A 26,232-nucleotide genomic window follows, 5' to 3' on the forward strand; every position below is an offset into this window, starting at 1 on the left:
TGGTGCAAGTATGCAGCAAGGAGCAGCTGTTGTGCAGCATCCCGAATTGAATGACATTCGTTCGTGGATCGGATTGCGACTCTACCCAGAGTCGCGGAACTTATCGTTCCTGCGACTTCAGGAGGTGAAGTTAGTTAATTTCTTTGACGCGAAAGACTTGATCAGCCTGTGGTCCTTTTGAACCCTGGATGATATCGAACTCGACTTCGTCGCCTTCCTTGAGGCTCTTGTACCCCTCACGCTGAATTGAGGTGTAATGCACAAAAACATCCGCGCCACCGTCACGGCCGAGGAAGCCGTAACCCTTTGCGTTGTTAAACCACTTAACGGTTCCTTTGAACTGTGCCAAGACCCTTGCTCCTTGCAGTTGATTCAATCCGATCCACACCCCTGTTGCGTTGCGGAGAGGTGAAGATCGGGCTCTAGGAGTGTGACGCGAACAACCCGGACTGGGTTTCCTCATCCTGCCTGTTATGAGGGGTATCTAAATGTCGCTCCTGCAAGGGTAACCAGTGCGGCCTGTGAACGGCGCGAGTGCGGCCACGACGATAAGGCGAATGTTTTCAAGAGCCAAAGAAGTAAGCCGCCGATATCGGCGGCCTGGGTATGAAAAATATTGGCGATGGTTATCGCGCGGAGGTCTTGCGCCATTGGTCATAGAGCAAAAGCCCTATGAGGGTCTTGCCATCGTGAATCTTGTTGGCCGCTACCAGGGCAAGAGCCTCGGAGAGAGGCATGCGAATGACCTCAATCTTTTCATCTTCCTCCGGCTGGGCTATGCCCTCGCGAATGTCGCGGGCAAGGTAGATCTGCATCCATTCGCCGAGAAAGCCAGGGCTGGCGAAGTATTTCGTCAGCAGCGTCCACTTTTTTGCACGATAGCCGGTTTCCTCGATCATCTCGCGCTTGGCTGCGGCAAGCGTCTTTTCGCCCGGCTCTACACGGCCTGCGGGCAACTCAAGCAAAAACTGGCCTGCCGCGTGACGGTACTGGCGCTCGAGAATCACGTCGGGATCGGAGGGATTCTTCGACTCGTCGACGGCGAGCACAACGACCGAGCCGTTGTGGCGAATCACTTCGCGAACATTCTTATGGCCGCCCGGCTCGATCACCTCGTCGCGGTTGACGGAGAAGACCATACCCTTGAATACGACCTTTGAGGAGAGCAGCCTGGTCTTCTTCGAGGGCTTCGCTTTGGGGGCGGCGACCGCTTTTTGGGGCTTCGGAGCAGCCTTCGTCTTTTTCGCAGAGCTTTTCGACTTCTGTACCATAGAGCTACGGTATCATCCTGCATCGAGGGCGCTTGTTTCTGCATCCAAGTTTCGGAAGCAGATCAGCAATAAGCGGAACACCGCCGAACTCGATCACGGAGCTAGCCGGGAATTGAAGGATCGATAAACGGCGATCAGTTCGCGGATTCGGCTTCTGAGTCTGCGCAGAAAAGGCTTGAGGACGAAGGACCGCAATGAGCGTTGAGTGTTACCCGATCACGATTTTGCCCCATGTATCGCAGCTGTATCGCGACTACCTGGGGATGGGCGACAGTGCGGCGGACGCTCCTGTGCGCCAGTGGTTCGGTTTCGGAGATTCAGGCGGTCCCTTTGCCGGTGGATGGATGCGGGGCGTCCTTCCTCCTGTAGCGTCGGCTGATCGGCTTGCTGACGAATTGCTGCGGCAGAACCGTCTCTTCGGTGCCGGCGAGCAAGCGCTGGCCAATATTGAAAAGATTCGCGGCGGGGCACGGACGGTCATCACCGGTCAGCAGGTGGTGCTCTTTGGTGGCCCGTTGCTCACTCTGCTGAAGGCGGCGACTGCCATCTCGCGGGCCAGCGAGGCGACTCGCATCAGCGGTGTGACCCATGTCCCCGTCTTCTGGATGGCGACGGAAGATCACGATCTGGCTGAAGTCGACCAGGCTGCCCTGCTGACCAAGACGGACGTGGAGACACTGCGCGCCGGGCTGCGTGTCTCGCATCCTGTCGAGGTAGGTGGCGTGAGGCTGGATGAAGAGTCTGCTCCGCTGCTGGAACAGATAATAGAGCGTGCCACCGAGCTGCTGGAGTATGCGCCGGTCGCAGAATGGATTCGCGAGGCCTATCTCGATCAGGATGCCGACGGTGCACGCCCCACGCTGGCGATGGCATTCGGCAGGCTGATCGCGCGGATCTTCGCTCCCCAGGGATTGATCGTGGTCGATGCCTCCTCGCACGAGTTTCATGCGATGGGCAGCACAACGTTACGCTACGCGATTGAGAACGCCGACATTCTCCACCAGGCGTTGCTTCAACGCAGCGAGGAGCTAACCGCGCGGCAGTATCACGCGCAGGTTCTGGTGGGCGAGGCGTCATCGCTGCTATTCCTGGTCGATGAGACGACAGGAGAGAGGCTTGCACTGCGTCGTGTCGTGGAACCGACGAGCGGGGAGACCCAGTGGCGTGCCGGTTCACGAATCATCTCGACCGACGAATTGCTCGAGATTCTTGAGAAGACCCCGGAGCGGCTGAGCCCTAATGCTCTGCTGCGTCCTGTCTTCCAGGACACCGTGTTTCCTACCGCTGCGTATATCGGGGGCCCTGCGGAGATTGCTTACTTTGCGCAGAGCGCTGTCCTTTACCAGGCGATTCTTGGACGCCTGACTCCGGTTCTGCCGCGACTCTCTGCCACTCTGATCGAACCGGCGATTGCGACGGTGATGGACAAGGACGAGGTGCAGCTGCCGGATGCCATGACGACCGCGGCCGAACTGGGACAGCGTCTGGGCGCACGTGCCATGCCGATCCCGCTCAAGCGGAAGCTGGCTGCGGTGGGCAATGCACTTGAGACCGAGCTGGATGCGCTGACCGAATATCTGCGGGGCATCGATGCTTCGCTGGGAACTACGGCGGAGACCTCTGGATCGAAGATGCGTTACCAGATGAATCGTCTGCGGCGCATGGCGGCGACCTTCGAGTTGCAGAAGGAGACCTCGCTGTCGAAGCACGCTGCAGCGATCACGCTGAACCTGTTTCCCGATGGCCACCCGCAGGAAAGGCTTCTTGCCGGTGTTTGGTTTATGGCTCGTTATGGTGAGGGTTTGATCGAGCGTATTGTTCAGGTTGCAGGTAATCAGTGTCCCGGCCATGTTGTGATTCGTCTCTAACGATCTGCAGAGGCTGATATCCTTCATGCATCGGGTTACGTCTTTACGATTTAGGAAGACGATACGGGATCAGATTTGCGACTCAAGATCACAAAACGGAAGATGCACTGGCTGTTTGCCACGATTCTGATGTTCTTCGGCATCTTCGCGGCTAGTGCGGCCGGTCCGATCCCTTCACATATTCCGCAATGCGTGGGAGCGCGGGCTGTTGGAGCCTGCACGAATCTCGCAATGGTAAAGCGCGAATCCAGCAACAAGCCGCTGGTAGTGAAGATCGCTTTGCCTCTGATAATGATTCTCGCTACAAGGATGCGTGTTGGAGTGCATTGGCGGCGCACGCGTGCCGCGGCACCTTCGATCCTTCTGCTCGTTCGGCACCAAACGGCACGGCCGTCCCTTCTTTTTCGACCACCTCCCACACCCTGCTTCGCTTAGTCGTGTCTTTTGTCCTGCGTTGAGTGGGGCAGAAGGCTGCACTTTGTGGATTCCAACATTTGGAATAGTTCAGGGAGATTGGTTATGTCGTCCTCAGCAGAGTCTTCAGGCTCGGCGTGCTTGCCAGCAGCAACACAGATGACACAGCGTCAAGAACTGACGCAGCTTTTCCTGCAGGAGAAGAGATATTTCCTGCGCGTCGCAGATCGGATTGTCCACAACCTGGATGATGCGGAGGATGCTGTTCAGACAGCCTTCTGCTCTGCATGGAACGCAGTCGATTCGTTTCGTGGAGACTCCGCACTCAAGACCTGGTTCACGCGAATCGTCCAGAATGCGGCTTTGAACATCATCCGCAAGGGAAGGGGTGGCCGGACGGTATCGTTTGAAGAGTATCCGGAGCATCTCGAAGGCTTTGAGCTGCGGTGGAGCGCGTCCGTAGAAGACCCGGAGCGCATCACGGCGCGTCGGGAGGAGTCTCGCATCCTGCATGAGCAGCTTCATGCACTGCCCGAAGAGACCAGGATGGTCTTTAAGCTGCACCTTTCGGGAGACTGCTCGATCGACACGATTGCCAAGATGAGGCATAAATCGCGTCCTTCGGTGGTCGCCCACCTTCAACGCGGCAAGGCGATTCTGCGCAAACAGGTACTTCGTTCTGTACGCGGCAGGGCCGTCGCGCAGACGGCTGTGTAGGTGCTGCCGGAGAGTGGCACGCGATACAATGGCTGGTCGAGGAGCTTGTTCGTATGGGACTCAGCGATCAGCCATTTGAAGTGATGTGCCCCGACTGCGGAGCGATGTTGAAGATTGACCCCGTGAGCCGGGCGATCATCTCACATAAGTCGGCGCCAAAGAAGAAGATGTTTGAAGACTTCGGTGAGGCGGCACGGGCGCTGCGCGAGGCGGATGCCCGCCGCGACTCGCTCTTCCAGCAGTCCGTCGAGGCTCAGAAGAACAAGGACGACGTGTTGGCGAAGAAGTTCGCCGAGGCCGTGAAGAAGGCCAAGGAGACGCCGCTAGGCGATCGTCCGCTGCGCGATTTCGATCTCGATTAGGCGCGATCAGGCACAGGTGTCTCTGTCGGTTTAAACTGGTGTCATGCCTCCGATTCTGAATGCGCAAGGCCTTTCGAAGAGCTTTGGCGCGACCCCGCTGTTTCGTGACATCGCCTTCACCGTCTCAGACGGCGATCGCATCGGCCTGATTGGCCCTAACGGCGCGGGAAAGAGCACGCTGCTGAAGGTGCTCGCTGGTGACGAAGACGCAGATGCAGGTGATGTTGCGATGCGCAAGCGCGCGCGCATCGGCTATGTCCGCCAGGAGTCGCACTTTGCGCCGGGCGTAACCGTGCGGCAGGTGCTGGAGGCGGCTCTGAAGGCCGGACATGTAGCAGAGGCCGAGCGCGAAGGAAAGCTGCGCGAGACCAGCGGACGTATCGGGTTGACTGATCTCGATGCGGAGGCGGCGAAGCTAAGCGGCGGCTGGCGCAAGCGGCTGGCGATTGCAGAGGCAGTGGTTGCGGCACCGGATGTTCTTCTGCTCGACGAGCCGACCAATCATCTTGATCTGGCTGGAATCACGTGGCTGGAGGAGCTTCTCAACACAGGGTCGTTTGCCGCGGTGATCATCACGCACGATCGCTACTTCCTCGAGAATACGGCGACCGTGATCGTTGAATTGAATCGGATCTACGCCGATGGGCTGCTGCGCGTGCAGGGAAGCTATTCGAAGTTCATTGAGGCAAGACAGGCGTATCTGGAGTCGCAGTCTCGCCTGGAGGATTCGCTGCGGAACCGCGTTCGTACCGAGATTGAATGGCTGCGCCGCGGTCCCAAGGCCCGGGCTACGAAGGCCAAGGCGCGCATCGATAATGCACATCAGCTGATCGGTCAGCTTAAAGAGGTCTCCTCGCGTTCGGCTTCATCGACGGCTTCGATCGACTTCGCCTCGACGGAGCGGCAGACCAAGCGTTTGATTGAGCTGGAAAACGTGGGTATCAGGCTGGGTGATCGAAAGATCGTCGAGGACCTGAGCTTTCTCTTTGCTAACGGCACCCGCGTGGGGCTGGTTGGACCGAATGGCAGCGGCAAGACGACGATCCTGCGCCTCCTGCGCGGAGAGCTGGCGCCCTCGCACGGAGAGGTTAAGAAGGCGGGATCCTTGCGCATCGTCTACTTCAGCCAGGCTCGCGAGCTGCCGGAGAAGGTTACGCTGCGCCGCGCGCTGGCGCCGGATTCCGATTCGGTCGTCTATCAGGATCGCGTCATTCATGTCGCCAGCTATGCGCAGAAGTTTCTTTTCAGCAGCGAACAGCTCAATCAGCCGGTGGAGCGCCTGAGCGGAGGGGAACGCGCCCGCGTCCTGATTGCCAGGCTGATGCTGGAGCCTGCCGATCTTCTGTTGCTGGATGAGCCGACCAATGATCTCGACATCGCTACGCTCGAGGTATTGGAGGAGAGCCTGCTGGAGTACAAGGGAGCGCTGGTGCTGGTTACGCACGACCGCTACATGCTCGATCGCGTCTCGACGACTGTGCTCGGCCTCGACGCCAAGGGAAGCGCGGCGACCTTTGCCGACTATGGGCAGTGGGAGCAGTGGTTCCTCGAACAGAACAGCGATCGCCCTGCCCGTGACGTCGAGGAGGCTGCCAAGCCGGTTGAGACTCAGGCAGCTTCCGGTTCGGCGGCGAAGAAGAAGTTGTCTTATCTCGAAGCGCGTGAGTTTGCGGGTATCGAAGAGCGTGTGGAGGTTGCGGACGCAAAGCTGAACGCCGCCAGGGACCGGGTTGATGATCCTGAGGTAGCGGTGGATGCAGCAAAGCTGACCGAGGCCCTGGCCGCGCTCGAGTCCGCACAGCATGAGCTCGATACCCTCTATGCGCGGTGGGCTGAACTGACGGAGAAGGCTGGCTGACGGGCTGCAAGCTGCTCCGAAGCATTCTCTTCTTCTGCCAGAGCTTCTTCGTGCGCGATGCTGCAATTGAGGTTGCTCTACGAGCCCAGAAGAGGAGAGGGCTGCCTGTCGGCAGCCCATCGTTTGTTAGAGGCCGGTGATGTTGTATCCGGCGTCGACGTAGGTGATCTCTCCGGTTATGCCGCTGGCGAGATCGCTGGCGAGGAACAGCGCAGCTCCGCCCACCTCGTTCTGATCGACGTTGCGATGTAGCGGGGCACGCTCTTCCACCGCGGTAAGGATCTTGGTGAAGTCGCCGATGCCGCGTGCGGCGAGAGTCTTGATGGGACCGGCGGAGATGGCGTTGACGCGGATGTTTTTCGATCCGAGCGAGGCGGCAAGGTAACGGACGGCGGCCTCGAGCGATGCCTTGGCCAGACCCATGACGTTGTAGTTCGGGAAGACCTTGGTGGAGCCGTAGTAGGTCAGCGTCATGATGCTGCCGCCCTCGGTCATCAGCGGCACAGCGGCGCGGGAGACGGCGATCAGTGTGTACGAGCTGACGTCGTGGGCGATGCGGAATCCTTCGCGGCTGGTGAGGAGGAAGTCGTTCTTGATCTCATCGGGGGGAGCGAAGGCGACGGCATGGACGAGGATGTTCAGCTTGCCGTAGGTCTCCTTCAGCGTCGCGAACAGGGAATCGATCTGGGAGTCGACGGAGAGGTCGCACTGGAAGGTCTTCGCATTGGGCAGGGAGCCGGCGAGTTCATCGGCGTCGCGCTTCAGGCGCTCGGTCTGGTAGCAGATGGCCAGCGTGGCCCCTGCGTCGGAGAGCTTCTGGGCGATGCCCCAGGCGATGCTGCGCTTGTTGGCCAGTCCGAAGATAACGGCGACTTTGCCTTTGAGATCAATCATGTTTCTGTCTGTTGCTCCTATTCCATTTCCGTTGCTCAGGATAGCAGCGTCCCAAGTGTGATGGCCGCGATCCCGGGACGAAAACAGGGGTTTGGGCCAGGGAATTGATAGGATCTTTGAGAGAAGTCCTCCGATAATAGAATTCTGTGGATAACTAAATTTATCGGACGATAATACTTATCATCTTTAAGGGGTAGACTAAGACTCGTGGAACAGATGCAGGCAGATTTCCGACAACTCTGTGCCGATCACGGTATTGCGATGACGCATCAGCGCCAGGTGCTGTATGAGGTCATGCAGGGCATGGAAGGGCATCCCAGCCCGGAGGAGGTGTACGCCCTCGTCAAGAAGAAGGTTCCTGCCGTCTCCCTGGCTACGGTCTACAAAAACATCCATCTTTTCGTGGAGAGTGGCATCTTTCGCAAGATGAGCATGCATCACGGTTCGGTGCGTGTCGAGATGAACAGCGAGGACCACCATCACATGGTGTGCTCCAAGTGCAAAGCAATCACCGACATTGGGGAGAAGGAGCTTGGCCTGTCGCCGACCCAGCGCAGGCTGTCTGATGGATTCCTGGTGGAGCGGTATTCCGTCGATGTCATTGGTCTCTGTGCCAAGTGCCAGAAGGCCTAGGTTCAACCCTTTCACCCGCAGCACCCCTCGAAGAGGTGAAGTTATGGCAGAAGATCTGAAGAGCAAAGTCATGACGACCGATGCAGGTCGTCCGGTTGGCGATAACCAGAACTCCCTGACGGTCGGCCCACGTGGACCGGTGGTGTTCGAAGACTACCTTCTGTTTGAAAAGATGGCGCATTTCAACCGCGAGCGCATTCCCGAGCGCGTGGTGCATGCCAAGGGATCGGGTGCCTACGGTACGTTCACCGTTACCAGCACGGAGATCAACAAGTACACGACGGCGAAGCTCTTTGAGAAGACCGGCAAGCAGACGCCGACCTTTATCCGCTTCTCGACCGTTGGCGGTGAGAAGGGATCGGCCGACAGCGAGCGCGACCCGCGCGGCTTTGCGCTGAAGTTCTACACCGAAGAAGGCAACTGGGACATGGTGGGAAACAACACGCCAGTCTTCTTCATCCGCGATCCTCTCAAGTTCTCCGACTTCATTCATACGCAGAAGCGTGACCCGGAGACGAACCTGAAGTCGCCGACGATGATGTGGGACTTCTGGAGCCTTTCGCCGGAGAGCCTGCACCAGGTGACGATCCTGTTCTCCGATCGCGGCACTCCGGATGGCTATCGCCACATGGATGGCTTCTCGAGCCACACGTTCTCGCTGATCAATGCCAAGGGTGAGTTGTTCTACTGCAAGTGGCACTTCAAGACCAGGCAGGGCATCAAGAACTTCACCCGCGAAGAGGCCGACCAGATGAAGTCGGTCGATATGGACCATTCGCAGAGCGATCTTTTCGGTGCGATCGAAAAGGGCGACTTCCCGAAGTGGAAGGTCAGCGTGCAGATCATGCCCGAGGCCGAGGCCGAGACCTACCACATCAATCCATTCGATCTGACCAAGGTCTGGCCGCACGGCGACTATCCTCTGATCGAGGTCGGTGAGCTGGAGCTGAACCGCAACCCGGTGAACTACTTTGCCGAGGTGGAGCAGGCAGCCTTCGAACCGCGCAACGTTGTGCCGGGCATGGGCTTCTCGCCGGACAAGATGCTGCAAGGCCGCCTCATCAGCTATCCCGACGCGCATCGCTATCGCCTGGGTGTGAACTACGACACGCTGCCGGTGAATGCGCCGAAGTGTCCGTATCACACGTATCACACCGATGGCACAATGCGTTTCGAGAGTAAGAGCGGACCGAACTACGAGCCCAACAGCTTCGGCGGACCGACGCAGGATAAGAAGTTCAACGAGCGTCCGACGACCTTGCCGAACCCGACGGTCGCTCGCTGGGACCATCGCGAACATGATGGCGACTACTTTACGCAGCCGGGAAATCTCTTCCGCCTGATGGCGCCCGACGCGCAGGAACGGTTATGCGGAAACATCGCAGCTAGCCTGGGTAAGGTGGAGAAGCGTATCCAGGACCTGCAGATCAGCCACTTCTACAAATGCGATCCCAAGTATGGCGAGGGAATCGCGAAGGCAATCGGTCGCGACATCAAAGAGATCGTCAAGGCCGAGGAGCTGGTGGCAGCGAAGTAGCGTACACAGCGGCAGCTGAAATCACCATCCCGAAGGCGTCAGTCAACAGCACATAGCTGGCTGCTGGCTGACGCCTTCTTGTATCTGTAAGTCATTGTGTGTCAATAATTTAACCATTGCCGTCCATGCGCATTCGGTGGTAAAATCAAGCCATGCGCTTCCATCGCGATTGAAGCCGTCGCGAAGCTACGAAATCTGCAACAACTAACCCAAGAGGAGTCATCTGACATGCTGCAAATCGGCGAAAAGTTTCCTGAGTTCGAACTGACCGCAACCGTCTCCACCGAGAAGGACGAGGCCAAGGCCTTCAAGACCATCACCGGCGACACCTACGGCGGCAAGTGGAAGCTGTACTTCTTCTGGCCCAAGGACTTCACGTTTGTGTGCCCGACCGAGATTGCTGCCTTCGGCAAGCTGAACACAGACTTCCTGGATCGTGACTGCCAGATCCTTGGCGCCAGCACCGACAACGAGTACGTCCACGCTGCATGGCGCACGCACCACGCAGATCTGAAGGACCTGCCCTTCCCGATGATCTCGGACATCAAGCGTGACCTGAGTGGCCAGCTCGGCATTCTCGACGAGAAGGCCGGCGTTGCGCAGCGCGCGACCTTCCTGGTGGACCCCGACAACATCATCCGTTTCATCTACGTGACCGACCTTTCGGTGGGCCGCAATCCGCAGGAGGTTCTGCGCGTGCTCGATGCGCTGCAGACCGATGAGCTGTGCCCCTGCAACTGGCAGAAGGGCGAAACGACGCTGAGCTAAGCGTTGATCGCAGTTCTGTAGCAGAACTGGGCGCGGTTGCGATTCGCGGCCGCGCTCCATTCGTTGAGGGAGAGAGGACAAGAGCAATGGCAATGGAAGACCTGATCGGCACTCTGCCGACTTATGCAAAAGATCTGAAGCTGAACTATTCGTCCCTGGTGAAACAGAATACGGAGCTGACCCCGCAGCAGCTCTGGGGCACCGTGGTCGCTGCAGCAATTGCGACCCGCAATCCCGAGCTGACGGCAGCATCGCTTGCCGAAGCGGAGGCCGCGGGCCTGACTGCCGATGCGATTGATGCCATCAAGGCTGCGTCAGCGATCATGGGCATGAATAATATCTACTACCGCTTCCATCACCTGACGACGAATGAGAAGTATGCGACGCTTCCGGCCCGTCTGCGCATGAATGCGTTGCGTGGCCACAAGGTCGATCATGTGGACTTCGAGCTGTGGTGCCTGGTGGTGAGTGCCGTCAACGCCTGTGAGAAGTGCGTGGACTCGCACGAGCGTGTGCTGCGCGATAAGGGCGCAACGGAGGAGCTGATCAACGCTGCCATCCGCGTCACCTCCATCGTGCATGCAATCGGCGTGGTGCTGGATTCTGAAAAGGCAGCTCCGACTGCGGTTGAGGCTGTGGCGTAAGCAACGCAGGTTAAATACAGAAAGCCCGGCGCGGGAGGAATCCGTGCCGGGCTTTTTTCTGCAAGCTCTCTAGTGGCTGGAGGGCGGTGGCGGCGCAGCCTGAAACGTCCCGGCGGGCGCGTTTTGAGGATTCATCCCAGTGTTCCACTGCGGTTTGAAGCTTGTGTCAGCCAGCCAGCGGACTGGGCCGACCATGGACGAGATCGCATTGGTCATGTGTGCGAAGTCGATAGTGCCGATCTCGTCGGAGGGATGGTGATAGTCGGCATGAAGTCCGAAGCTGGAGACGGTGTGGGCAATGATGCCCTTTCGCGCCAAAGCGAAGTTATCGGAGCGCTGGAAGAACATCTCCTTCGGATGCGGATCATTGACGAGATGCGCACCGTGTTTCGCGAGTTCGGGGCCGAGGTTGGAGCGCTCAAAGCCTGTGAACCACAATGTACCTGCAGGGATGACTGGATCGGGACGTCCGATCATCTCGAACTCAAGGTTGGCGATGATCTCGGTGAGAGGGACAGGCGGATGTGTGAGAAAAGCATAATTTCCAAAGCCGCCAATCTCTTCTGATCCGAACAGCGCGAAGACGATGGTGCGCTTTGGCCGTTTGCCGGTGGCCAGCATATGGGCGAGGGTCAATACCGCGGTGGTGCCTGAGGCATCATCGTCGGCGCCGTTGTAGATTGTGTCGCCATTTACTTCCGGGCCGATGCCAAGGTGGTCGAGATGCGCTGTCAGCAGCACGACTTCATGCGGAGCACTCGTTCCACGAAGAATACCGATTGCGTTCCAGGTCTCCTTCCGCGGCGTCTGCTCAAACTTTGAGAGGCGCTGCTGAATCCGGGGCGGCAGGGGATCGGGCAATAAGGCCTTCTGAATGTAGGTTCCACTGTCTCCGCCTGGCTCCAGGCCGAGCGCCTGAAACTGCGATGCGGCGAAGAGAGCGGCAAGGTGCTCATCGCGGGTCGCCGAACCGCGGCCATGCAGTTCATCGGAGGCGAGAAAGTTCATGTCGGCGCGAACTTCCTGCTGCAGTGACGAATGGGTTGATTCTTTTTTTGCGTTTGGGGCGTCGAATGAGTGGGCCGGAATCGGCCTCATCAGACAGAGGAAGCAGATGAGTGCCGCTGTGCCGGTTTGCAACCGGCGTTTGTGTGAAGCCATGCAGCAGATTATATAGATCAGGATAGGCTCAATAGGGCGAGGTGTACGTGGTACAAGACAACCGGATTCATGGATGGCGGCAGAGCAGGATGTATCGATTTGGAGCGACGGGCGCACTCGCGGCGTTGTTCGGTTTATCCGGTTGTGGACAGTTCTTCGTTCCTGAAAACAACGACAGCGGAGGCGGAACGACGGGCACTGCTCGCGTCTACGTGGCGAATTCGACGACCGGAACGCTTGCTGCCTTCACGGTGGGAACGAATGCGTTGTCGGCTGTCTCCGGATCGCCGTTTTCATTGGGCTATGCCCCTCTTGATGCTGTCGTAACGCCGAGCAACAGCTTTGTCTATGTGGCCGGGCCAGACGCGATCTATGCCTACGCCATTGCATCCGATGGGACCATCTCGTCTGCGAGCGGAGGATCCGGAGGAGCTGCGGTTGCTGTCGCCACGGTCGCTTCGCTGGCTGTTTCGCCGGATGGGCAGTGGCTCTTTGGGCTCGACAGTACATCCACGACGCTCGATGAGTATCAGATCAATACCTCGACGGGCGCACTCACCGCTGTGGGTACGATTCCTTACACCGTCAGCAGCGGTACGCCGACACCGCGCATGGTGCGAGTTTCGCCGCTGGGCAATCTGATCTTTGCGGCGGTTGGATCTGGCGGAGATATCGTCTTTACGCTCAATACGTCGTCCGGGGCCGTGGTGAACAGCCAGACGCTGACGCTGAGCTCGACGCAGACCAGTGACAATGCTCTCGCTATTAACAGCACCGGAGCGTATCTCTATATCGCGCGCAGCGGAACCAACGGCGGCGTCGCTGTTTACACCATCGGGACCAACGGCGCGTTGAGCGCCATCTCCGGATCGCCGTTTGCAGCCGGATCACTGCCGTCCGGGTTGGTGATCGATTCCACCGGCAAGTATCTTTATGCGGCGAACCGTACGGACGGAACGATCTCCGGGTACACCATCGGAACCGGATCGGCACTGACCGCGCTTGCAGGTTCTCCATTCACCGCGGGGACAGAGGTACTCTCGCTTGCCCTGGACAGCAGCGGGGACTATCTGCTGGCCGGGTCGTATGGCGGTAGCCCCGATCTTTCCATGTACAGCTTTGACACCACGACGCTCGGCAAGCTCAATCTGGCGACGAGTGCGGCTACGGATACCGATCCTGCCGGTGTCATCGCCGTGGCGGCGACGCACTAAGCGCGGACGCAGTGCTGAGGATGAAGGGTAATCAGCCGGATAACGCTGTTCGAATAAGCCGATGCCCTTGCAATCGTTCCGGTGGATGGCCGCTAATATGAATAGAGGCCTCTTACAGGCCATGGAGTGACGGGACTATTACATCTTCTGGACAGCCCGGCATGCGGCGATGGCGTCAGGGCCTCTCGTCTCCCATGCGCGATCTCCTTCTGGGCTTTTGCCTGATTGCAGCGTTGACCGGCTGCTCGAAACTGCGCCCCAAGCCTTCTACTCAGTATGTTTATGTCACGGCCAAGCAGACCTTCCTGCGCGATCGCGTAGCCGCTGTCTCCAACCGCACCGGAACGGTCACGAACGGCCAGCGTCTGGAGATCCTCGAGCATGGCCGCCGTTTTTACAAGGTCAAAACGGAAAAGAATGAAGAGGGCTGGATCGACGAGAAGGCCGTGGCGACCCAGGAGATCTTCAACCAGTTCGATCAGCTGCGGACACAACATGAGAAAGATTCTGTCGTTGCCAATGCCGTAGTGCGGGACGACGTTTACATGCACGCCACCGCCGGTCGTGACGGGGAGCGGCTCTTTCGGCTGGAGGAGGGCGAAAAGCTGAAGCTCCTGCGCAGGGCGACGCTTCCCAAGCCGCTGCCGCCGGGCCAGCGCGCACCGCAGCGTGTTGCCGTTCCGGCAGATAAATCAGCAAAGGCCGTTCCCGCTCAGCCAGAGGTACCACCCGCCCCGGTGATGGAAGACTGGTGGCTGGTACGCGACTCCAGGAACGAGACAGGTTGGATCTACAGCCGCATGATGGATGTCGATGTTCCGGACGCCATCGGACGCTACTCGGAAGGCCAGCGCATCGTCGGAGCGTACGTGCTGACGATGGTGAACGATCCGGAGGCGCCGCAGGACGACAAGAATATTCCTGTCTACGTGACCGTACTGAGTCCCTACAAGGCTGGCTTGCCGTACGACTTCGACCAGGTACGCGTCTTTACCTGGAACATCAAGAAGCATCGCTACGAGACCGGGTTCCGCGAACGAAATATCGAAGGCTATCTGCCAGTCGAGATCAAGACGGCAACCGATCCCTACAGCAAAGCGCCCACGGGGATGGCGTCTGCACCCACCTTCAGCTACCACGTGCTGGCAGAGGATACGGCCCCAGTGATTCCCGATCCCGTGACGGGTGCGATCGTTCCGGGAAAGACGAATGTAAAGACCTATCGTCTGGAGGGCAACCTGGTGCGACGCGTGACGGACCCAAGCGTGACGGCTCCCGCGGATGCTCATCCTCAGCCTGTGCCGGAAAAGAAAAAGAAGGCAGTGGCAATGAAGGCTGCGGCGAAGAAGAGGCCTGAAGTGAGAAAGAGGCGCCGCTAAGTTCCTTCAGCAGGCACCCTCAATTCTCTCGTTCAGTTTTCTTTATGCGTAGAACTCGCGGATGGCCTCGACCACGGTGTCCTGTTCGTCTTCGCGTAGCTCGGAGTAGATGGGCAGCGAAAGAACCTCGCTGGCTGCCAGCTCGCTCTCCGGGAAATCACCCTTCCGATAGCCCAGACCGCTCAGGCTCTCCTGCAGATGGAGCGGTAGAGGGTAGTAGATCTCGCTGCCGATCTTCAGCGTACTCAGGTGGTCACGCAGGGCATCCCGGCGAGGTGCGCGGACCGTGTACTGGTGGAAGACATGCCTGGCGCGGGTATCGGTGATGGGCAGCACCAGTCCCTGTGCGACATCCTGAGCCGCCAGCCCCGCCGCCTGAAAGAGTGCATCGTAGCGCGCTGCCAGTGTTCGCCTGCGCTCGGTCCATTCTGGGAGATATCGCAGCTTCACCTCAAGGACGGCGGCCTGGATGGCATCCATGCGTGAGTTCCAGCCGACCTCGTCGTGGAAGTAGCGGCGACGCATGCCATGAGCGCGCAGCATCCGCGATCGTTCGTCATAGTCCGGTGAATTGGTGGTGACGAGTCCGGCGTCTCCCATCGCGCTCAGATTCTTGGTGGGATAGAAGCTGAAAGCTGCCAGATCTCCCAGCGCCCCTGCCGGTTTTTTGCGCCATTCGGCGCCGAAGGCCTGGGCGGCATCTTCAATCAGGAGCACGCCGTACTTTTCTTTCAGCTCCGCGAAGGCGTCCCAGTCGACGCACTGGCCATAGAGGTGAACCGGAAGGATGGCCTTGATCTTTGTGCCGCTGTGGCGGCGAATGACCTCTTCGACCGAGGCCGGGGAGAGATTGAAGGTCACCGGGTCGATATCTGCCAGCAGCGGCTGGGCGCCTGTGCGCAGGATGGAGCTGACTGTGGCGAAGAAGCTGAATGGGGTCGTGATGACAGCATCGCCCGGGCCGATTCCGGCGGCGGCGAGCGCGAGCCACAGCGCTTCCGTCCCACTGGAACAGCCAATGGCGAAGCCTACGCCGCAGGCGGTCGCGGCAGCACGTTCGAAGGAGTCGACGGACGGCCCTAGGATGAACTGCTGGGAGTCACAGACCTTGGTGATGGCTGCAAGAATCTCATCGCGAAGACCAGCGTACTGGCGAGCGAAGTCGAGCATTGGAACGGGTCGCTGGTGATTAAGCACAACCTTGATGGTAAATGGGAAAGTTCGCCTTCCTATCTGCTCCTTTTCTGGGGGAACAGCGTCTAAACAAGCATCTGGCTCCAGCGCCCTTTGTGGTGCATGAGTTGAAAATTGGATGGGATGCTCGTATTGTGTACCTCTGGCTCGGACGTAGCGTTGTTGTGTAGTACGGCTCGACTAGGGGCATAGGTCGCGGAAGCATCGTTATCCTATTAGTCGCAACTTTTTTATAAAGAAGGAGATCGGCACCATGGACTCAAAGCCGGCACAGAACATTCAGGACACATTTCTCAACACAGTCCGCAAGGACAAGAGCCCGATCACGATTTATCTGGTGAGCGGCGTCAAGTTGACGGGAAAGATCCGGTCTTTTGACAAGTACTCGGTTCTTCTGGAAAACAACAGTCAGGAACAGCTGATCTTCAAACACGCCATCTCCACCGTCGTCAGTGGCCGCATGGGTCACGAGAAAAGCGACTTTCGGCCCAGCCAAGCAACTTCTGCCCCAAACACCGCCTCTGCACCGGCAGCATCGGCTCATGTTGCCGAAATTGCTTCCGCTCCGGGACGCTAACGATAGCCACTATTTCGTACTCTCGTGCAGGTAGCTTCAAAGATCGCCTCGTGACGACCTCAAAAAGCTTCTAAACGCGCCGGGCCGAGGCTGCTATGTCTCGGCCCGGCGTTTTTACGCCCGAAAGAGGTAGCCTCGGCGCATAAACGTCCGGGTTCAAGTGCGCCGATCACTGCCCCTAAGCCAGACCAGAAGTGCTGAGGCCACGTGAAAATGCGCAGATTCTGCGCCTGCCACCGGCCAGGGGACTGCAGAATTTAGCGGGTATACCCGGTTTGGGAAAGGGAGCTTAACTAAACATAGGTCGCCTGAAGGGGAGCGGAGGTGGTGTCCCCGATCACGCGACCTATGCGACCCAGAAAATAGGGTCCGGGTGGTATCTCCAAGTCTACGACTCCTGAACAGAATGTCAAAGGATTGTGGGCCTCTTGAAGCGTGTTCGAAGATCGCGTAAATTGGCCGAATAGCGCACAACCTTTTCCCTTAATTGACACTCCTCGATGGCTTTGCTACAACAAGATGTACCGCATTCTATAAATAGGCCACCTGGACGCTTTCGAATGAAATCTGGCTGTTGAACCCACACAGTAGAGAGCAACTGGAAGCGCAACCCAAAGGCCAAACCCCTGCATGGATCAGATACTCAGACAACTCGGTGAACTTGTGCTCGGCGCCTTGCCGACCATGGGTCTTTTTATTCTTTTGGTGATTGCCTACGGTGTCTTGGTTCGCCGTCCGCTGAGTTCTGTACTGGCGGATCGCCGTGCCCGGACGACGGGTGCTGTGGAGCAGGCAAAGGGGGCGATTGCCGCCGCCGAGGCAGAGACCAGCGCTTACGAAGAGAAGCTTCGGAAGGCGAAGGCAGAGATCTTTGCTGCACGCGAAGGCAAGCTTCAGCAGTGGGGCGCCGAGCGCGATGCCGCACTCGAGCAGGTCCGCCAGTCCTCGCAGGACCGCATCAAGACGGCCAAACTGGGGATTGAGCAGAGCGTCTCCGAGGCCCGCACTCAGATTGAGAACTCCAGTACAGAGCTAAGCGCACGCATCCTGTCCGCCGTTCTGCCTGCCGGTATGACTTCGACGGAGGTGGCACGATGAGCCGTCTTCGTTTCAGCATCAAGGCTCTTCTCTCCATGACCTTCCTGGCGGCTGTTCTCGCGATTCCGACACCTTGTCTGCATGCGCAGGAGGTGGTTCTTTCGGCCAGCGGTGTGGCAAGCACGCCTGAGGCCCAGGTTCCGGAGAAAGAGAAGCAGGAAGAAGACGAGAACGACGCGTACCGTCATTCCGCCGCGGTCAAGGCGATCGGTGCCAAGTTCGGTTTGAACGCCGAGCAGGCTGCGACGATCTTTACAGTCGGTAACTTCGTCGTGTTGGCACTGCTTGTGGGCTGGTTCATGGCCAAGTCGCTGCCCAAGACCTTCCGTTCGCGCAACGAGGCAATTCAGAAGCATCTGGTTGAGGCTCGCGCCGCATCGCAGGAAGCCAACGCCCGCTTGAGCGGCGTGGAGGCCAGGCTGGGTCAGCTCGATGAGCAGATCGCCGCGATTCGTACGCAGGCGGAGAAGGACTCGGCTCTCGACGAGCAGCGCATCAAGGCTTCGGTGGAGGAGGAGAAGAAGAACATCCTCGCCGCTGCGGAGCAGGAGATTGCCGCTGCCGCAACCAATGCCCGTCGTCAGATTCAGCAGTACGCTGCCGAGCTCGCGATTGATCAGGCTGCGAAGAAGCTGGTTGTGACGGCCGAGACGGATCGTCTTCTGGTTCAGGATTTTGCCCGCCGCCTGGCGGGAGACAATGCAAAGGGGGGGGAGAACTAGATGTCCGTTGTCGCTCTTCGTTATGCCCATGCCTTTGCGGAAGTCGCTTCCTCACAGAAGCTCGATGTCGCCGTGGCTCAGCAGCAGTTGGCTGATTTTCAAGCCACCTTCCATGGCAGCCACGAGCTGCGCGAGGTTCTGATGAACCCTGCAATTTCCGGCGATCAGAAGCTGAAGGTGGTTGACGCGATCGCCTCGAAGATCGGGATGCTGCCCCAGGTTCGCAACTTCATCGCCGTCATCATGGATCGCCAGCGTCTTGGCGAACTGGATGAGATTCTCGGCGAGTATCATGTGATCGCGGACGAGAACGCCGGCTTTACCGAGGCTGAGATCACAAGTGCGCGGCCGCTCGAAGGTCGCGACCGCACCGAGTTGGAAGATCAGGTTGCCAGGATGGTTGGCGGCCGGGTGCGTGCGACCTACAAGGAAGACGCGTCGCTGCTTGGCGGCGCTGTGGTCCGCGTCGGATCGACTGTCTATGACGGGTCGATTCGGGCACAGCTCCAGCAGTTGAAGCAAAAGCTTGTCAGCGCGTAGAACAGACGCCGCGCTGAATCCAGAAAAGATTGAGACGAAGGTAGCGTAGAAGGAAGACATGGCACAGATCAATGCAGGTGAGATAACAGAGCTGCTTCGCCAGCAGATTGAAAATTACGAGCAGAAGATCCAGGTCGACGAGGTCGGCACGATCATCTCCCTCGGTGACGGAATCGCTCGCGTTCACGGCCTCGACAAGGTCATGGCCGGCGAGCTGATCGAGTTCCCCCACAATGTGGCCGGCCTCGCCATGAACCTGGACGAAGACCAGGTGGGCGCTGTGCTTCTGGGCGATTACACCGAACTCAAGGAAGGCGATCAGGTTAAGCGCACCGGCAAGATCATGTCGGTTCCCGTCGGCGAGGCCCTGATTGGTCGTGTGGTCAACGCGCTCGGTCAGCCGATCGACGACAAGGGACCGATCAACACGGACAAGTCCCTGCCGGTCGAGCGTCTTGCTCCCGGAGTTATCGCTCGTCAGGGCGTACGTGAGCCGATGGCCACCGGTATCAAGGCCATCGACACCATGATTCCGATCGGCCGTGGCCAGCGTGAGCTGATCATCGGTGACCGCCAGACGGGTAAGACCGCCATCGCGCTTGACACCATCATCAACTCGGCGAAGAACGACCTGATCTGCATCTATTGCGCCATCGGTCAGAAGCGCTCGTCGGTCGCACAGGTTGTGCAGACGCTCGAGGAGCATGGCGCGCTGGCGTACACCGTTATCGTCGCCGCGACAGCCTCCGAGCCCGCGCCGATGCAGTACCTCGCTCCCTTTGCCGCGACGGCGATCGGCGAGTACTTCCGCGATAACGGCAAGCATGCCCTGGTGATCTACGACGATCTCTCCAAGCACGCTGCCTCGTACCGCGAGATCTCGCTGCTGCTCCGCCGTCCCCCGGGACGTGAGGCATACCCCGGTGATGTGTTCTACCTTCACTCGCGTCTGCTTGAGCGCAGCTCGAAGCTCTCGGCTGAGCTTGGCGGCGGTTCGCTGACCGCTCTCCCGATCATCGAGACGCAGGCAGGCGACGTATCGGCATACATTCCGACCAACGTCATCTCGATCACCGACGGTCAGATCTTCCTCGAGACCGATCTCTTCAACTCGGGCGTTCGTCCCGCCGTCAACGTCGGCCTCTCGGTCTCGCGTGTAGGCTTCTCAGCAGCCGTCAAGGCGACCAAGCAGGTTGGTGCGACGCTGAAGCTCGATCTGGCGCAGTACCGCGAACTCGCGGCCTTCGCACAGTTTGGCTCGGACCTCGACCCCGTGACGCAGCGCCAGCTCAACCGCGGCCAGCGTCTGACCGAGCTGCTCAAGCAGCCCCAGTTCCAGCCGCTTCCGTTTGAGAAGCAGGTGGCGATCATCTTTGCCGGAACCAATGGTCTTCTGGACGATGTTGCCGTCGCCGATCTGCGTGCCTTCGAGGATGGTTTGTATCCCTACCTGGAGTCGTCGACGACCGTGCTGGCCGATATCGTTGCCAAGAAGGCGATCGATGACGACATCAAGGGCCGCATGACGCAGGCGATCAAGGACTACAAGGCCAGTTTCCTCGCATCGCGCAAGGAGAAAGAGGCGGCTGCGGCCAAGTAAACCATGGCAAACGTACTCGATCTACGGCGTCGCATCCGCAGCGTGAAGAACACGCGCCAGATCACCAAGGCCATGAAGATGGTCTCGGCGGCGAGGCTGCGTCGTGCACAGGAACGCGCGCTGCTGGCCCGTCCCTACGCCCAGATGATCTCCAGTGTGCTCGAGTCGCTGGTGCGCCGCACCGATATCTACAACGGCGACTCCGGCAGCCTGATGCACCCGCTTCTTGTGGAGCGCGAGGAGAAGAACGTCCTCGTGGTGGTTATCGCTGGCGACAAGGGGTTTGCCGGTGCATTCAACTCCAACATCACCAAGGCCGCTCAGTCGTTCATCAACGATCGCAGCGCCCTCGGTCAGAACATTGACATTGAGCCTGTTGGCCGCAAGGCGCGTGACCTGGTCGCAAAAAAGTATCCTGCGGCCGTCTACGAAAAGAAGGAAGAGCACTACGACAACGACCTCGCAACGCACTTCGAGGTTATTCGTCATCGTGCCGCTCCCATTGAAGTCACTGGCGACCACGCCTCGCTGCTGGTGAAGGTAGACATCGATGCCGTCAGCGAGATGGCGCACTCGATCATCGAGCGCTACACTCGTGCCGAGATCGATGCCGTCTATCTGGTCTACAACGAGTTCAAGTCGGTCATCTCGCAGCGTGTGGTGGTGGAGAAGCTGCTTCCCATTCGCAAGCTGGGATCGCATGAGATTACGGTTGCTGAAGAGATGAGCGAAGAGCAGAAGGAAGCAGCAGCTCACGCTGCGGCGACCTCCGGTGTAAGCATTATGGAGCCCGAAGAGTCGGCCATCGAGTCGGAGGCCAAGAATTTCGGCACTGCCGACGTCGATTACATCTTCGACCAGCCGCCCAGCCGGATCTTCCGGCACCTGCTGCCGAAGTATGTGACCACGCAGATCTTCCACGCTCTGCTGGAGTCCGTCGCCTCGGAGCACGCTGCGCGTATGACCGCGATGGATGCGGCGACGAATAATGCGGGCGACATGATCGACGCCTACACCCTGCAGATGAACCGCGTGCGTCAGGCAGCCATTACCAAGGAAATTATCGAGATTGTGAGCGGAGCCGCCGCGCTGTAAGTAACAGGCAACCGCGGAACAGAAAGAGACCTATGGCAGAGAACATTGGAAAAGTAATCTCAATCAGCGGCCCGGCCGTCGACATTCAGTTCGAAGAGTCGAAGATGCCGGCCATCTACCAGGCGGTACGCATCGTGAGCGAAGGCTTCGACGTGCCTACTCCCATGGACGTTGTCGTTGAGGTGCAGCAGCACCTTGGCGAAGGTCGTGTACGCTGCATCGCCATGGTTGCCACCGAGGGTATGGTGCGCGGCATGAAGGCCATCGACACCGGCAGCCCAATCATGGTTCCAGTGGGCCGTGAGACCCTGGGTCGCGTGCTGAACGTGCTGGGCGAGCCGGTTGACGAACTAGGCCCGGTCAATGCCAAAAAGCACATGCCCATTCATCGCCAGGCTCCCGCATTCGACGAGCAGTCGACGCACGAAGAGATGTTCGAGACGGGCATCAAGGTCGTCGACCTGATCCTGCCGTTCTTGAAGGGTGGAAAGATCGGCCTCTTCGGCGGAGCCGGAGTCGGCAAGACCGTCGTGATTCAGGAGCTGATCAACAACGTCGCTTCCAAGCACGGTGGCTTCTCGGTGTTCGCCGGTGTCGGTGAGCGTACCCGTGAGGGCAACGACCTCTGGCACGAATTCCAGGAGTCGGGCGTTATCGATCCCAGGGATTACAACAAGTCCAAGGCCGCGCTGATCTACGGCCAGATGACCGAGCCTCCGGGAGCCCGTCTCCGCGTCGCGCTGACCGGCCTCACTGTCGCAGAGCACTTCCGCGACGAGGAAGGCGCCGACACGCTGCTCTTCATCGACAACATCTTCCGCTTCACGCAGGCCGGTTCCGAGGTCTCCACGCTGCTTGGCCGTATGCCATCAGCCGTGGGTTATCAGCCGAACCTCGCTACGGAAATGGGCGAACTGCAGGAGCGTATTACGTCGACCAAGAAGGGATCGGTTACTTCGGTCCAGGCTGTCTACGTTCCCGCCGACGACATCACGGACCCGGCTCCGGCGACCACCTTTGCTCACCTCGATGCGACGATGCTTCTTTCGCGTCCGTTGTCGGAGCTTGGTATCTATCCGGCCGTCGATCCGCTCACGTCGACCTCACGTGTTCTTTCGGCCCGTATCGTTGGCCAGGAGCACTACGATGTTGCCCAGGGTGTGAAGAGAATTCTGCAGCGCTACAAGGATCTGCAGGACATCATCGCCATCCTCGGTATCGACGAGCTTTCGGAAGACGACAAGATCACGGTCGCACGTGCCCGCAAGGTGCAGCGTTTCCTGTCGCAGCCCTTCCACGTAGCCGAGATCTTCACGGGTATCCCCGGTGCTTACGTCAAGGTCGAAGATACTGTCCGCAGCTTCAAGGAGATCATCGAAGGCAAGCACGACGATATCCCGGAGCAGGCCTTCTACCTCAAGGGTGGCATCGAGGACGTTCTCGCAGCTGCTGAGAAGATGAAGCAGAGCGTATAGCGTTATGGCAGAGAATACTTCCAACTCGGGTCTGTTGACGGTACGTCTGGTGACGCCGGATCGCGTCCTGCTGGATTCGACCGCAGAGGCCGTTGAGCTTCCGTCCATGTCAGGCTATCTTGAAGCCCTTTACGGCCACGCGCCGCTGCTCGCTGAGCTCGGCGCTGGTGAGGTTCGCCTGCACGGCGGTGCCTCCGGCGACCAGAAGTTCTTCGTCGCCTGGGGTTTCGTGGAGGTGCTTCCTGAGCGCGTGACCATCCTCGCCGAGACTGCGATGCATCCGGAGGAGATCAAGGTCGACGAGGCTCGTGAAGAGCTGGCCAAGGCTGAGAGGCTCTGGAACGAGGCTGGCGACGACGGTCAGAAGTACGACGAAGCCAACGCGATTACCCGCCAGGCCGAAGAGATGATTGCTTCAGCTGAAGGAAAAAGCCACTAGATTCCCAGCAATTTTATTTACGTGTAGCCGCCATTATGATGGCGGCTACTTTTTTGCTCATGGCATGAAAGACAAAAGAGGTGAGCTCTCGCTCACCTCTTTTGTCTAATGGTTTGCTAACGGCTAGGAAGCCTTCTTCGGCTTGGTTGTAGCCTTTGTCGGTATGGTTGTAGCTTTCGTCGGTACCGGAGCCTCTGCGACTGCGGCCTCTGCTTGCTGGCGCAGGGTGTGCAGGACGACACGTAGCATCTCTTCCTCCGGTGCGGGCTTGCCGGTCCAAATTTCGAACTGGCGCGCTCCCTGCTGGACGAACATCTCCACGCCTGTAATGAAGGGAATACCCTGCTGGCGAGCCAGGCGGATCAGTGGCGTCTCGATTGGGTTATAGACCAGATCAAAGACAAGCTTGGTGTTCAGCTCCTTGGCATCGAGCATGGCCGCACCCTTCATGCCCGCCATGCCGATCGGCGTGGCATTGATGATGACGTCGAACTGCGTCTTGGCAACGGCTTCCTTTTTGATCGTCTTCGCGCCAGCCTGCCGGGCCAGCTTCTGAGCTGTTTCCGCTGTGCGATTGAGGATAAAGACCTCTGCCCCACGGTCACGCAGTCCGAAGACCGCGGCTCGGGCGGCGCCGCCTGCTCCCAGAACGAGCACCTTGGCGCCCTTCAGCGAAATTCGCTTCTCCAGGGGCCCCACGATGCCCGCGACATCCGTATTGAAGCCGTACAGCTTGCCGTCCTGTGTGCGCATGATCGTATTGCAGGCGCCGATCTTCGCAGACAGGGGATCGGTGTTCTCCAGGTGCTGCATGATCTCCTGCTTGTGCGGCATCGTGATGCTGAGTCCCTGGATGGGGAGCTCCTGTACCAGCTTCAGCAGGTCGTTGACCTTGGTCGCCTGCAGCGCAAGGTAGACCGCATTGACGGTCTCGCGGCGGAAGGCGGCGTTCAACATAATCGGCGACAGCGAGCTTTTGATGGGGTTTCCAGCAACACCGTAGACCTTGGTGGCGTTATCGACCTGGTCGATGCGGTAGGTCTCAAGCAACGTGCGGGCTGCGATCTGTCCCGGAGCGGTCTCTTCGCCCTGCGTCGCCGCGGCAAAGGTAAAGCTGGAACCAGCGCGGAGGCCAAGCACGCGCGAGATGATGCCGGCCTCGCCCATACAGACGCCGACGATGTTGGCGCTCTCGGTCATCTTCTCGATAAAGCGCATCAGCGTGACGTTGTCGGTCAGCGTCTTCGCCGTTGGCACAATCTTGAAGAAGTCCGGCTGGAAGGGAACCATGCGGTCATAGACCTTCTCCAGGTCCTTGGTCGCCGAGAAGTCGTGAAAGCTGACGATCAGTGCCACCCCGGTCTCGCGCAGCTTCTCCAACTCACCCTTCTTCAGGGCTTCGGCGGATTCGATCTCAAGGTCGACCAGATGAAATCCAGCACCAGCGGCCTTGCCCAGAACCTCCAGCTCGGCTGCCAGCGTTCCGGAGAACTTACCGCCATTTTCCTTGCGGCGGCAGGTAGCGATGCCGGTGGCTGCGGTGTTCTCTGCGAAGAAGCTCTTGATCTTCGGAAGTGCCGCAAGCGGCTTCTCTAGATAATCTAAGCGGAATTCGAGAAAAGGGCTGTCTTTGACGACAGCTGATGCCCGCTCGATCATTTCAGCGGCTGTCGATCCTGTAATTGCCACGCAAACCTTGCCAATGCGTGAGCGTACGGCCTGTGAGGTGGCAGAGGGTATGGGCACGTTCGTTCTCATGTCTACAATCGGGGTATCTTACAGACCACGCTGTTTAGATGCAAATATTTCGTGAAAGATGAATAACTTACGGGAATGCTTGCAATTAATAGCATGCCACTCCTAAAGAAAGACGCAACGACGCCTGAAAAGATTACCTCTTCTCTCAACTTTTAGAATAGGAAATGTATGTCGACTGCCCAACTTGTCCGCGTAGCCTCCTTTCTCTCCTTTCCCTGGCTTCGGCATGGGTTCAGTACTCGCCAGGGTGGCCGCTCCTCCGTTTACGGGGGATCTTCGCTCAACCTGGGTTGGACGCGTGAAGACGAGCCCGCCAATGTCCACCAGAACCGGTCTGCGTTCGTGCAGGAGGTCTCCGGAAACGGGGCGCCGATGAAGCTGGTTACCGTCCGGCAGATCCATTCAGCCATTGTGCAGACGGCAGGGGCCGAGGCCTTCGACGCCAAGCTTGAGACTGAGGATGGCAAAGCGGTGCTCGAGGGGGATGGCCTGATCACCAACACTCCGGGGGTCCTGATCGCGGCGGGAACTGCGGACTGCGTCCCTGTGCTCGTCGTCGACCCTGTCCTGCGAGCTGTGGGAGCATTTCACGCTGGCTGGCGGGGTACTGTTGCTGGGATCGTCGGGGAAGGAATTGCGCTGATGCGGCAGGAGTATGGCTCGGAGCCGGGGAATCTTGTCGCGGCGATAGGTCCTTCCATCGGTTCGTGCTGCTATACCGTTGGCGAGGAGGTCCGCGAACAGTTCTCCGCAGCCTATCCCTACTCCGCGGATCTCTTTCAAGAAAAAGCCTCATCGGAGGGCGCACCTTCACTCACCGTGGATCTATGGGAGGCAAACCGGCGTCAGCTGCTCGATGCCGGCCTGTCCTTCGGAAATGTCTCCGTTGTAGGAGAATGCACGGCCTGTACCCGCATGGAGAATGGTGAGCGGAGATACTTCTCTCACCGTGATGAGCATGGGCATGCCGGACGGATGCTCAACGCAATCGGCATCGTGGCAATAGCCTGAATC

General features: G+C 58.9%; 25 protein-coding genes. 19 read left to right on the top strand and 6 right to left on the bottom strand.

What is annotated here, in order from left to right; translation table 11 throughout:
• Positions 1-130: 130 nt before the first annotated feature.
• Together PW789_RS06490 and PW789_RS06495 are read right to left on the bottom strand one after the other, a co-directional pair.
• On the bottom strand, positions 131-349 hold the full coding sequence (locus tag PW789_RS06490; RefSeq protein WP_299373177.1) for a cold-shock protein: 219 nt from the start codon (positions 347-349) through the stop codon (positions 131-133).
• A 277-nt stretch (positions 350-626) separates the two neighbouring features.
• A complete protein-coding gene (locus PW789_RS06495) occupies positions 627-1,271 on the bottom strand; it encodes an NUDIX hydrolase (RefSeq protein WP_299373180.1) in 645 nt (214 codons plus the stop codon).
• A 194-nt stretch (positions 1,272-1,465) separates the two neighbouring features.
• On the opposite strand from PW789_RS06495, the gene bshC reads away from it, so the two are divergent.
• From bshC to PW789_RS06515, 4 genes are all read left to right on the top strand, one after another.
• Positions 1,466-3,139: a bacillithiol biosynthesis cysteine-adding enzyme BshC gene (bshC, locus tag PW789_RS06500; RefSeq protein ID WP_299373183.1), complete on the top strand. Its 1,674-nt coding sequence runs from the start codon at positions 1,466-1,468 to the stop codon at positions 3,137-3,139.
• A gap of 573 nt (positions 3,140-3,712) precedes the next feature.
• Positions 3,713-4,270 (top strand): RNA polymerase sigma factor, encoded by a 558-nt coding sequence (locus tag PW789_RS06505; protein ID WP_299373186.1) that lies wholly within the window; start codon positions 3,713-3,715, stop codon positions 4,268-4,270.
• A gap of 53 nt (positions 4,271-4,323) precedes the next feature.
• Positions 4,324-4,632 carry a hypothetical protein gene (locus tag PW789_RS06510; protein WP_299373189.1) on the top strand — a complete coding sequence of 103 codons (309 nt, stop codon included), beginning with the start codon at positions 4,324-4,326 and terminating at the stop codon, positions 4,630-4,632.
• Positions 4,633-4,675: 43 nt separating this feature from the next.
• Positions 4,676-6,490 (top strand): ABC-F family ATP-binding cassette domain-containing protein, encoded by a 1,815-nt coding sequence (locus tag PW789_RS06515; protein ID WP_299373192.1) that lies wholly within the window; start codon positions 4,676-4,678, stop codon positions 6,488-6,490.
• Positions 6,491-6,616: 126 nt separating this feature from the next.
• Here PW789_RS06515 and PW789_RS06520 read toward each other — a convergent pair whose 3' ends face one another.
• Positions 6,617-7,384, bottom strand: coding sequence for an enoyl-ACP reductase (locus PW789_RS06520; RefSeq protein ID WP_299373195.1), 768 nt, complete (start codon positions 7,382-7,384; stop codon positions 6,617-6,619).
• 216 nt (positions 7,385-7,600) lie between these two features.
• Here PW789_RS06520 and PW789_RS06525 point away from each other — a divergent pair, with 216 nt between their 5' ends.
• The 4 genes from PW789_RS06525 to PW789_RS06540 all read left to right on the top strand — a co-directional run bounded on the left by PW789_RS06525 (position 7,601) and on the right by PW789_RS06540 (position 10,966).
• Positions 7,601-8,017: a Fur family transcriptional regulator gene (locus tag PW789_RS06525; protein ID WP_299373198.1), complete on the top strand. Its 417-nt coding sequence runs from the start codon at positions 7,601-7,603 to the stop codon at positions 8,015-8,017.
• Between the two features lie 43 nt (positions 8,018-8,060).
• Complete coding sequence (locus PW789_RS06530) at positions 8,061-9,554, top strand: catalase (protein WP_299373201.1); 1,494 nt, start codon at positions 8,061-8,063, stop codon at positions 9,552-9,554.
• Between the two features lie 228 nt (positions 9,555-9,782).
• Positions 9,783-10,322, top strand: a complete 540-nt coding sequence (locus PW789_RS06535) for a peroxiredoxin (protein ID WP_299373204.1) — start codon at positions 9,783-9,785, stop codon at positions 10,320-10,322.
• An 86-nt stretch (positions 10,323-10,408) separates the two neighbouring features.
• The gene (locus PW789_RS06540) at positions 10,409-10,966 is read left to right on the top strand and encodes a carboxymuconolactone decarboxylase family protein (RefSeq protein ID WP_299373207.1); all 558 of its coding nucleotides are present in this window, start codon (positions 10,409-10,411) and stop codon (positions 10,964-10,966) included.
• Between the two features lie 69 nt (positions 10,967-11,035).
• Here PW789_RS06540 and PW789_RS06545 read toward each other — a convergent pair whose 3' ends face one another.
• On the bottom strand, positions 11,036-11,974 hold the full coding sequence (locus PW789_RS06545; RefSeq protein ID WP_299373210.1) for a M28 family peptidase: 939 nt from the start codon (positions 11,972-11,974) through the stop codon (positions 11,036-11,038).
• A gap of 242 nt (positions 11,975-12,216) precedes the next feature.
• On the opposite strand from PW789_RS06545, the gene PW789_RS06550 reads away from it, so the two are divergent.
• Both PW789_RS06550 and PW789_RS06555 read left to right on the top strand, forming a co-directional pair.
• Entirely contained in the window at positions 12,217-13,341 is a 1,125-nt protein-coding gene (locus tag PW789_RS06550; RefSeq protein WP_299373213.1) for a beta-propeller fold lactonase family protein, read from the top strand.
• 161 nt (positions 13,342-13,502) lie between these two features.
• A complete protein-coding gene (locus PW789_RS06555; protein ID WP_299373216.1) occupies positions 13,503-14,720 on the top strand; it encodes an SH3 domain-containing protein in 1,218 nt (405 codons plus the stop codon).
• Positions 14,721-14,762: 42 nt separating this feature from the next.
• Here the strand turns inward: PW789_RS06555 and PW789_RS06560 are convergent, their stop codons facing one another.
• Positions 14,763-15,890 (bottom strand): DegT/DnrJ/EryC1/StrS aminotransferase family protein, encoded by a 1,128-nt coding sequence (locus tag PW789_RS06560; protein WP_299373219.1) that lies wholly within the window; start codon positions 15,888-15,890, stop codon positions 14,763-14,765.
• A 277-nt stretch (positions 15,891-16,167) separates the two neighbouring features.
• Here PW789_RS06560 and hfq point away from each other — a divergent pair, with 277 nt between their 5' ends.
• The 8 genes from hfq to atpC all read left to right on the top strand — a co-directional run bounded on the left by hfq (position 16,168) and on the right by atpC (position 23,460).
• Positions 16,168-16,491: an RNA chaperone Hfq gene (gene hfq, locus PW789_RS06565; protein ID WP_299373222.1), complete on the top strand. Its 324-nt coding sequence runs from the start codon at positions 16,168-16,170 to the stop codon at positions 16,489-16,491.
• Positions 16,492-17,121: 630 nt separating this feature from the next.
• Complete coding sequence (locus PW789_RS06570) at positions 17,122-17,589, top strand: hypothetical protein (protein ID WP_299373225.1); 468 nt, start codon at positions 17,122-17,124, stop codon at positions 17,587-17,589.
• Entirely contained in the window at positions 17,586-18,311 is a 726-nt protein-coding gene (locus tag PW789_RS06575; RefSeq protein ID WP_299373228.1) for an ATP synthase F0 subunit B, read from the top strand. Before PW789_RS06570 ends, PW789_RS06575 begins: the two co-directional genes overlap by 4 nt.
• Positions 18,312-18,851, top strand: coding sequence for an ATP synthase F1 subunit delta (gene atpH / locus PW789_RS06580; protein WP_299373232.1), 540 nt, complete (start codon positions 18,312-18,314; stop codon positions 18,849-18,851).
• Between the two features lie 58 nt (positions 18,852-18,909).
• The gene (gene atpA, locus PW789_RS06585) at positions 18,910-20,451 is read left to right on the top strand and encodes a F0F1 ATP synthase subunit alpha (protein ID WP_299373235.1); all 1,542 of its coding nucleotides are present in this window, start codon (positions 18,910-18,912) and stop codon (positions 20,449-20,451) included.
• 3 nt (positions 20,452-20,454) lie between these two features.
• A complete protein-coding gene (locus PW789_RS06590; RefSeq protein WP_299373238.1) occupies positions 20,455-21,546 on the top strand; it encodes a F0F1 ATP synthase subunit gamma in 1,092 nt (363 codons plus the stop codon).
• A 32-nt stretch (positions 21,547-21,578) separates the two neighbouring features.
• Positions 21,579-23,021, top strand: coding sequence for a F0F1 ATP synthase subunit beta (gene atpD, locus PW789_RS06595; protein WP_299373240.1), 1,443 nt, complete (start codon positions 21,579-21,581; stop codon positions 23,019-23,021).
• 4 nt (positions 23,022-23,025) lie between these two features.
• A complete protein-coding gene (gene atpC / locus PW789_RS06600; RefSeq protein WP_299373242.1) occupies positions 23,026-23,460 on the top strand; it encodes an ATP synthase F1 subunit epsilon in 435 nt (144 codons plus the stop codon).
• 123 nt (positions 23,461-23,583) lie between these two features.
• On the opposite strand, the gene aroE is transcribed toward atpC, so the two are convergent.
• A complete protein-coding gene (gene aroE / locus PW789_RS06605; protein WP_299373243.1) occupies positions 23,584-25,206 on the bottom strand; it encodes a shikimate dehydrogenase in 1,623 nt (540 codons plus the stop codon).
• A gap of 180 nt (positions 25,207-25,386) precedes the next feature.
• On the opposite strand from aroE, the gene pgeF reads away from it, so the two are divergent.
• Complete coding sequence (pgeF, locus tag PW789_RS06610; protein WP_299373245.1) at positions 25,387-26,229, top strand: peptidoglycan editing factor PgeF; 843 nt, start codon at positions 25,387-25,389, stop codon at positions 26,227-26,229.
• Positions 26,230-26,232 lie beyond the last annotated feature (3 nt).

This window comes from Edaphobacter sp., assembly GCF_028283685.1.
Lineage (GTDB): Bacteria > Acidobacteriota > Terriglobia > Terriglobales > Acidobacteriaceae > Edaphobacter.

Coding starts and splice junctions, on each gene's coding strand:
- PW789_RS06545 (WP_299373210.1), bottom strand. CDS start 11,974: ATGAACTTTCTCGCCTCCGATGAACTGCATGGCCGCGGTTCGGCGACC.
- PW789_RS06555 (WP_299373216.1), top strand. CDS start 13,503: ATGCGGCGATGGCGTCAGGGCCTCTCGTCTCCCATGCGCGATCTCCTT.
- atpH (WP_299373232.1), top strand. CDS start 18,312: ATGTCCGTTGTCGCTCTTCGTTATGCCCATGCCTTTGCGGAAGTCGCT.
- PW789_RS06520 (WP_299373195.1), bottom strand. CDS start 7,384: ATGATTGATCTCAAAGGCAAAGTCGCCGTTATCTTCGGACTGGCCAAC.
- PW789_RS06535 (WP_299373204.1), top strand. CDS start 9,783: ATGCTGCAAATCGGCGAAAAGTTTCCTGAGTTCGAACTGACCGCAACC.
- PW789_RS06510 (WP_299373189.1), top strand. CDS start 4,324: ATGGGACTCAGCGATCAGCCATTTGAAGTGATGTGCCCCGACTGCGGA.
- bshC (WP_299373183.1), top strand. CDS start 1,466: ATGAGCGTTGAGTGTTACCCGATCACGATTTTGCCCCATGTATCGCAG.
- PW789_RS06515 (WP_299373192.1), top strand. CDS start 4,676: ATGCCTCCGATTCTGAATGCGCAAGGCCTTTCGAAGAGCTTTGGCGCG.
- PW789_RS06540 (WP_299373207.1), top strand. CDS start 10,409: ATGGCAATGGAAGACCTGATCGGCACTCTGCCGACTTATGCAAAAGAT.
- PW789_RS06570 (WP_299373225.1), top strand. CDS start 17,122: ATGGATCAGATACTCAGACAACTCGGTGAACTTGTGCTCGGCGCCTTG.
- PW789_RS06505 (WP_299373186.1), top strand. CDS start 3,713: ATGACACAGCGTCAAGAACTGACGCAGCTTTTCCTGCAGGAGAAGAGA.
- PW789_RS06495 (WP_299373180.1), bottom strand. CDS start 1,271: ATGGTACAGAAGTCGAAAAGCTCTGCGAAAAAGACGAAGGCTGCTCCG.
- PW789_RS06560 (WP_299373219.1), bottom strand. CDS start 15,890: ATGCTCGACTTCGCTCGCCAGTACGCTGGTCTTCGCGATGAGATTCTT.
- PW789_RS06530 (WP_299373201.1), top strand. CDS start 8,061: ATGGCAGAAGATCTGAAGAGCAAAGTCATGACGACCGATGCAGGTCGT.
- hfq (WP_299373222.1), top strand. CDS start 16,168: ATGGACTCAAAGCCGGCACAGAACATTCAGGACACATTTCTCAACACA.
- atpA (WP_299373235.1), top strand. CDS start 18,910: ATGGCACAGATCAATGCAGGTGAGATAACAGAGCTGCTTCGCCAGCAG.
- PW789_RS06575 (WP_299373228.1), top strand. CDS start 17,586: ATGAGCCGTCTTCGTTTCAGCATCAAGGCTCTTCTCTCCATGACCTTC.
- PW789_RS06525 (WP_299373198.1), top strand. CDS start 7,601: ATGCAGGCAGATTTCCGACAACTCTGTGCCGATCACGGTATTGCGATG.
- PW789_RS06590 (WP_299373238.1), top strand. CDS start 20,455: ATGGCAAACGTACTCGATCTACGGCGTCGCATCCGCAGCGTGAAGAAC.
- pgeF (WP_299373245.1), top strand. CDS start 25,387: ATGTCGACTGCCCAACTTGTCCGCGTAGCCTCCTTTCTCTCCTTTCCC.
- PW789_RS06550 (WP_299373213.1), top strand. CDS start 12,217: ATGTATCGATTTGGAGCGACGGGCGCACTCGCGGCGTTGTTCGGTTTA.
- atpD (WP_299373240.1), top strand. CDS start 21,579: ATGGCAGAGAACATTGGAAAAGTAATCTCAATCAGCGGCCCGGCCGTC.
- atpC (WP_299373242.1), top strand. CDS start 23,026: ATGGCAGAGAATACTTCCAACTCGGGTCTGTTGACGGTACGTCTGGTG.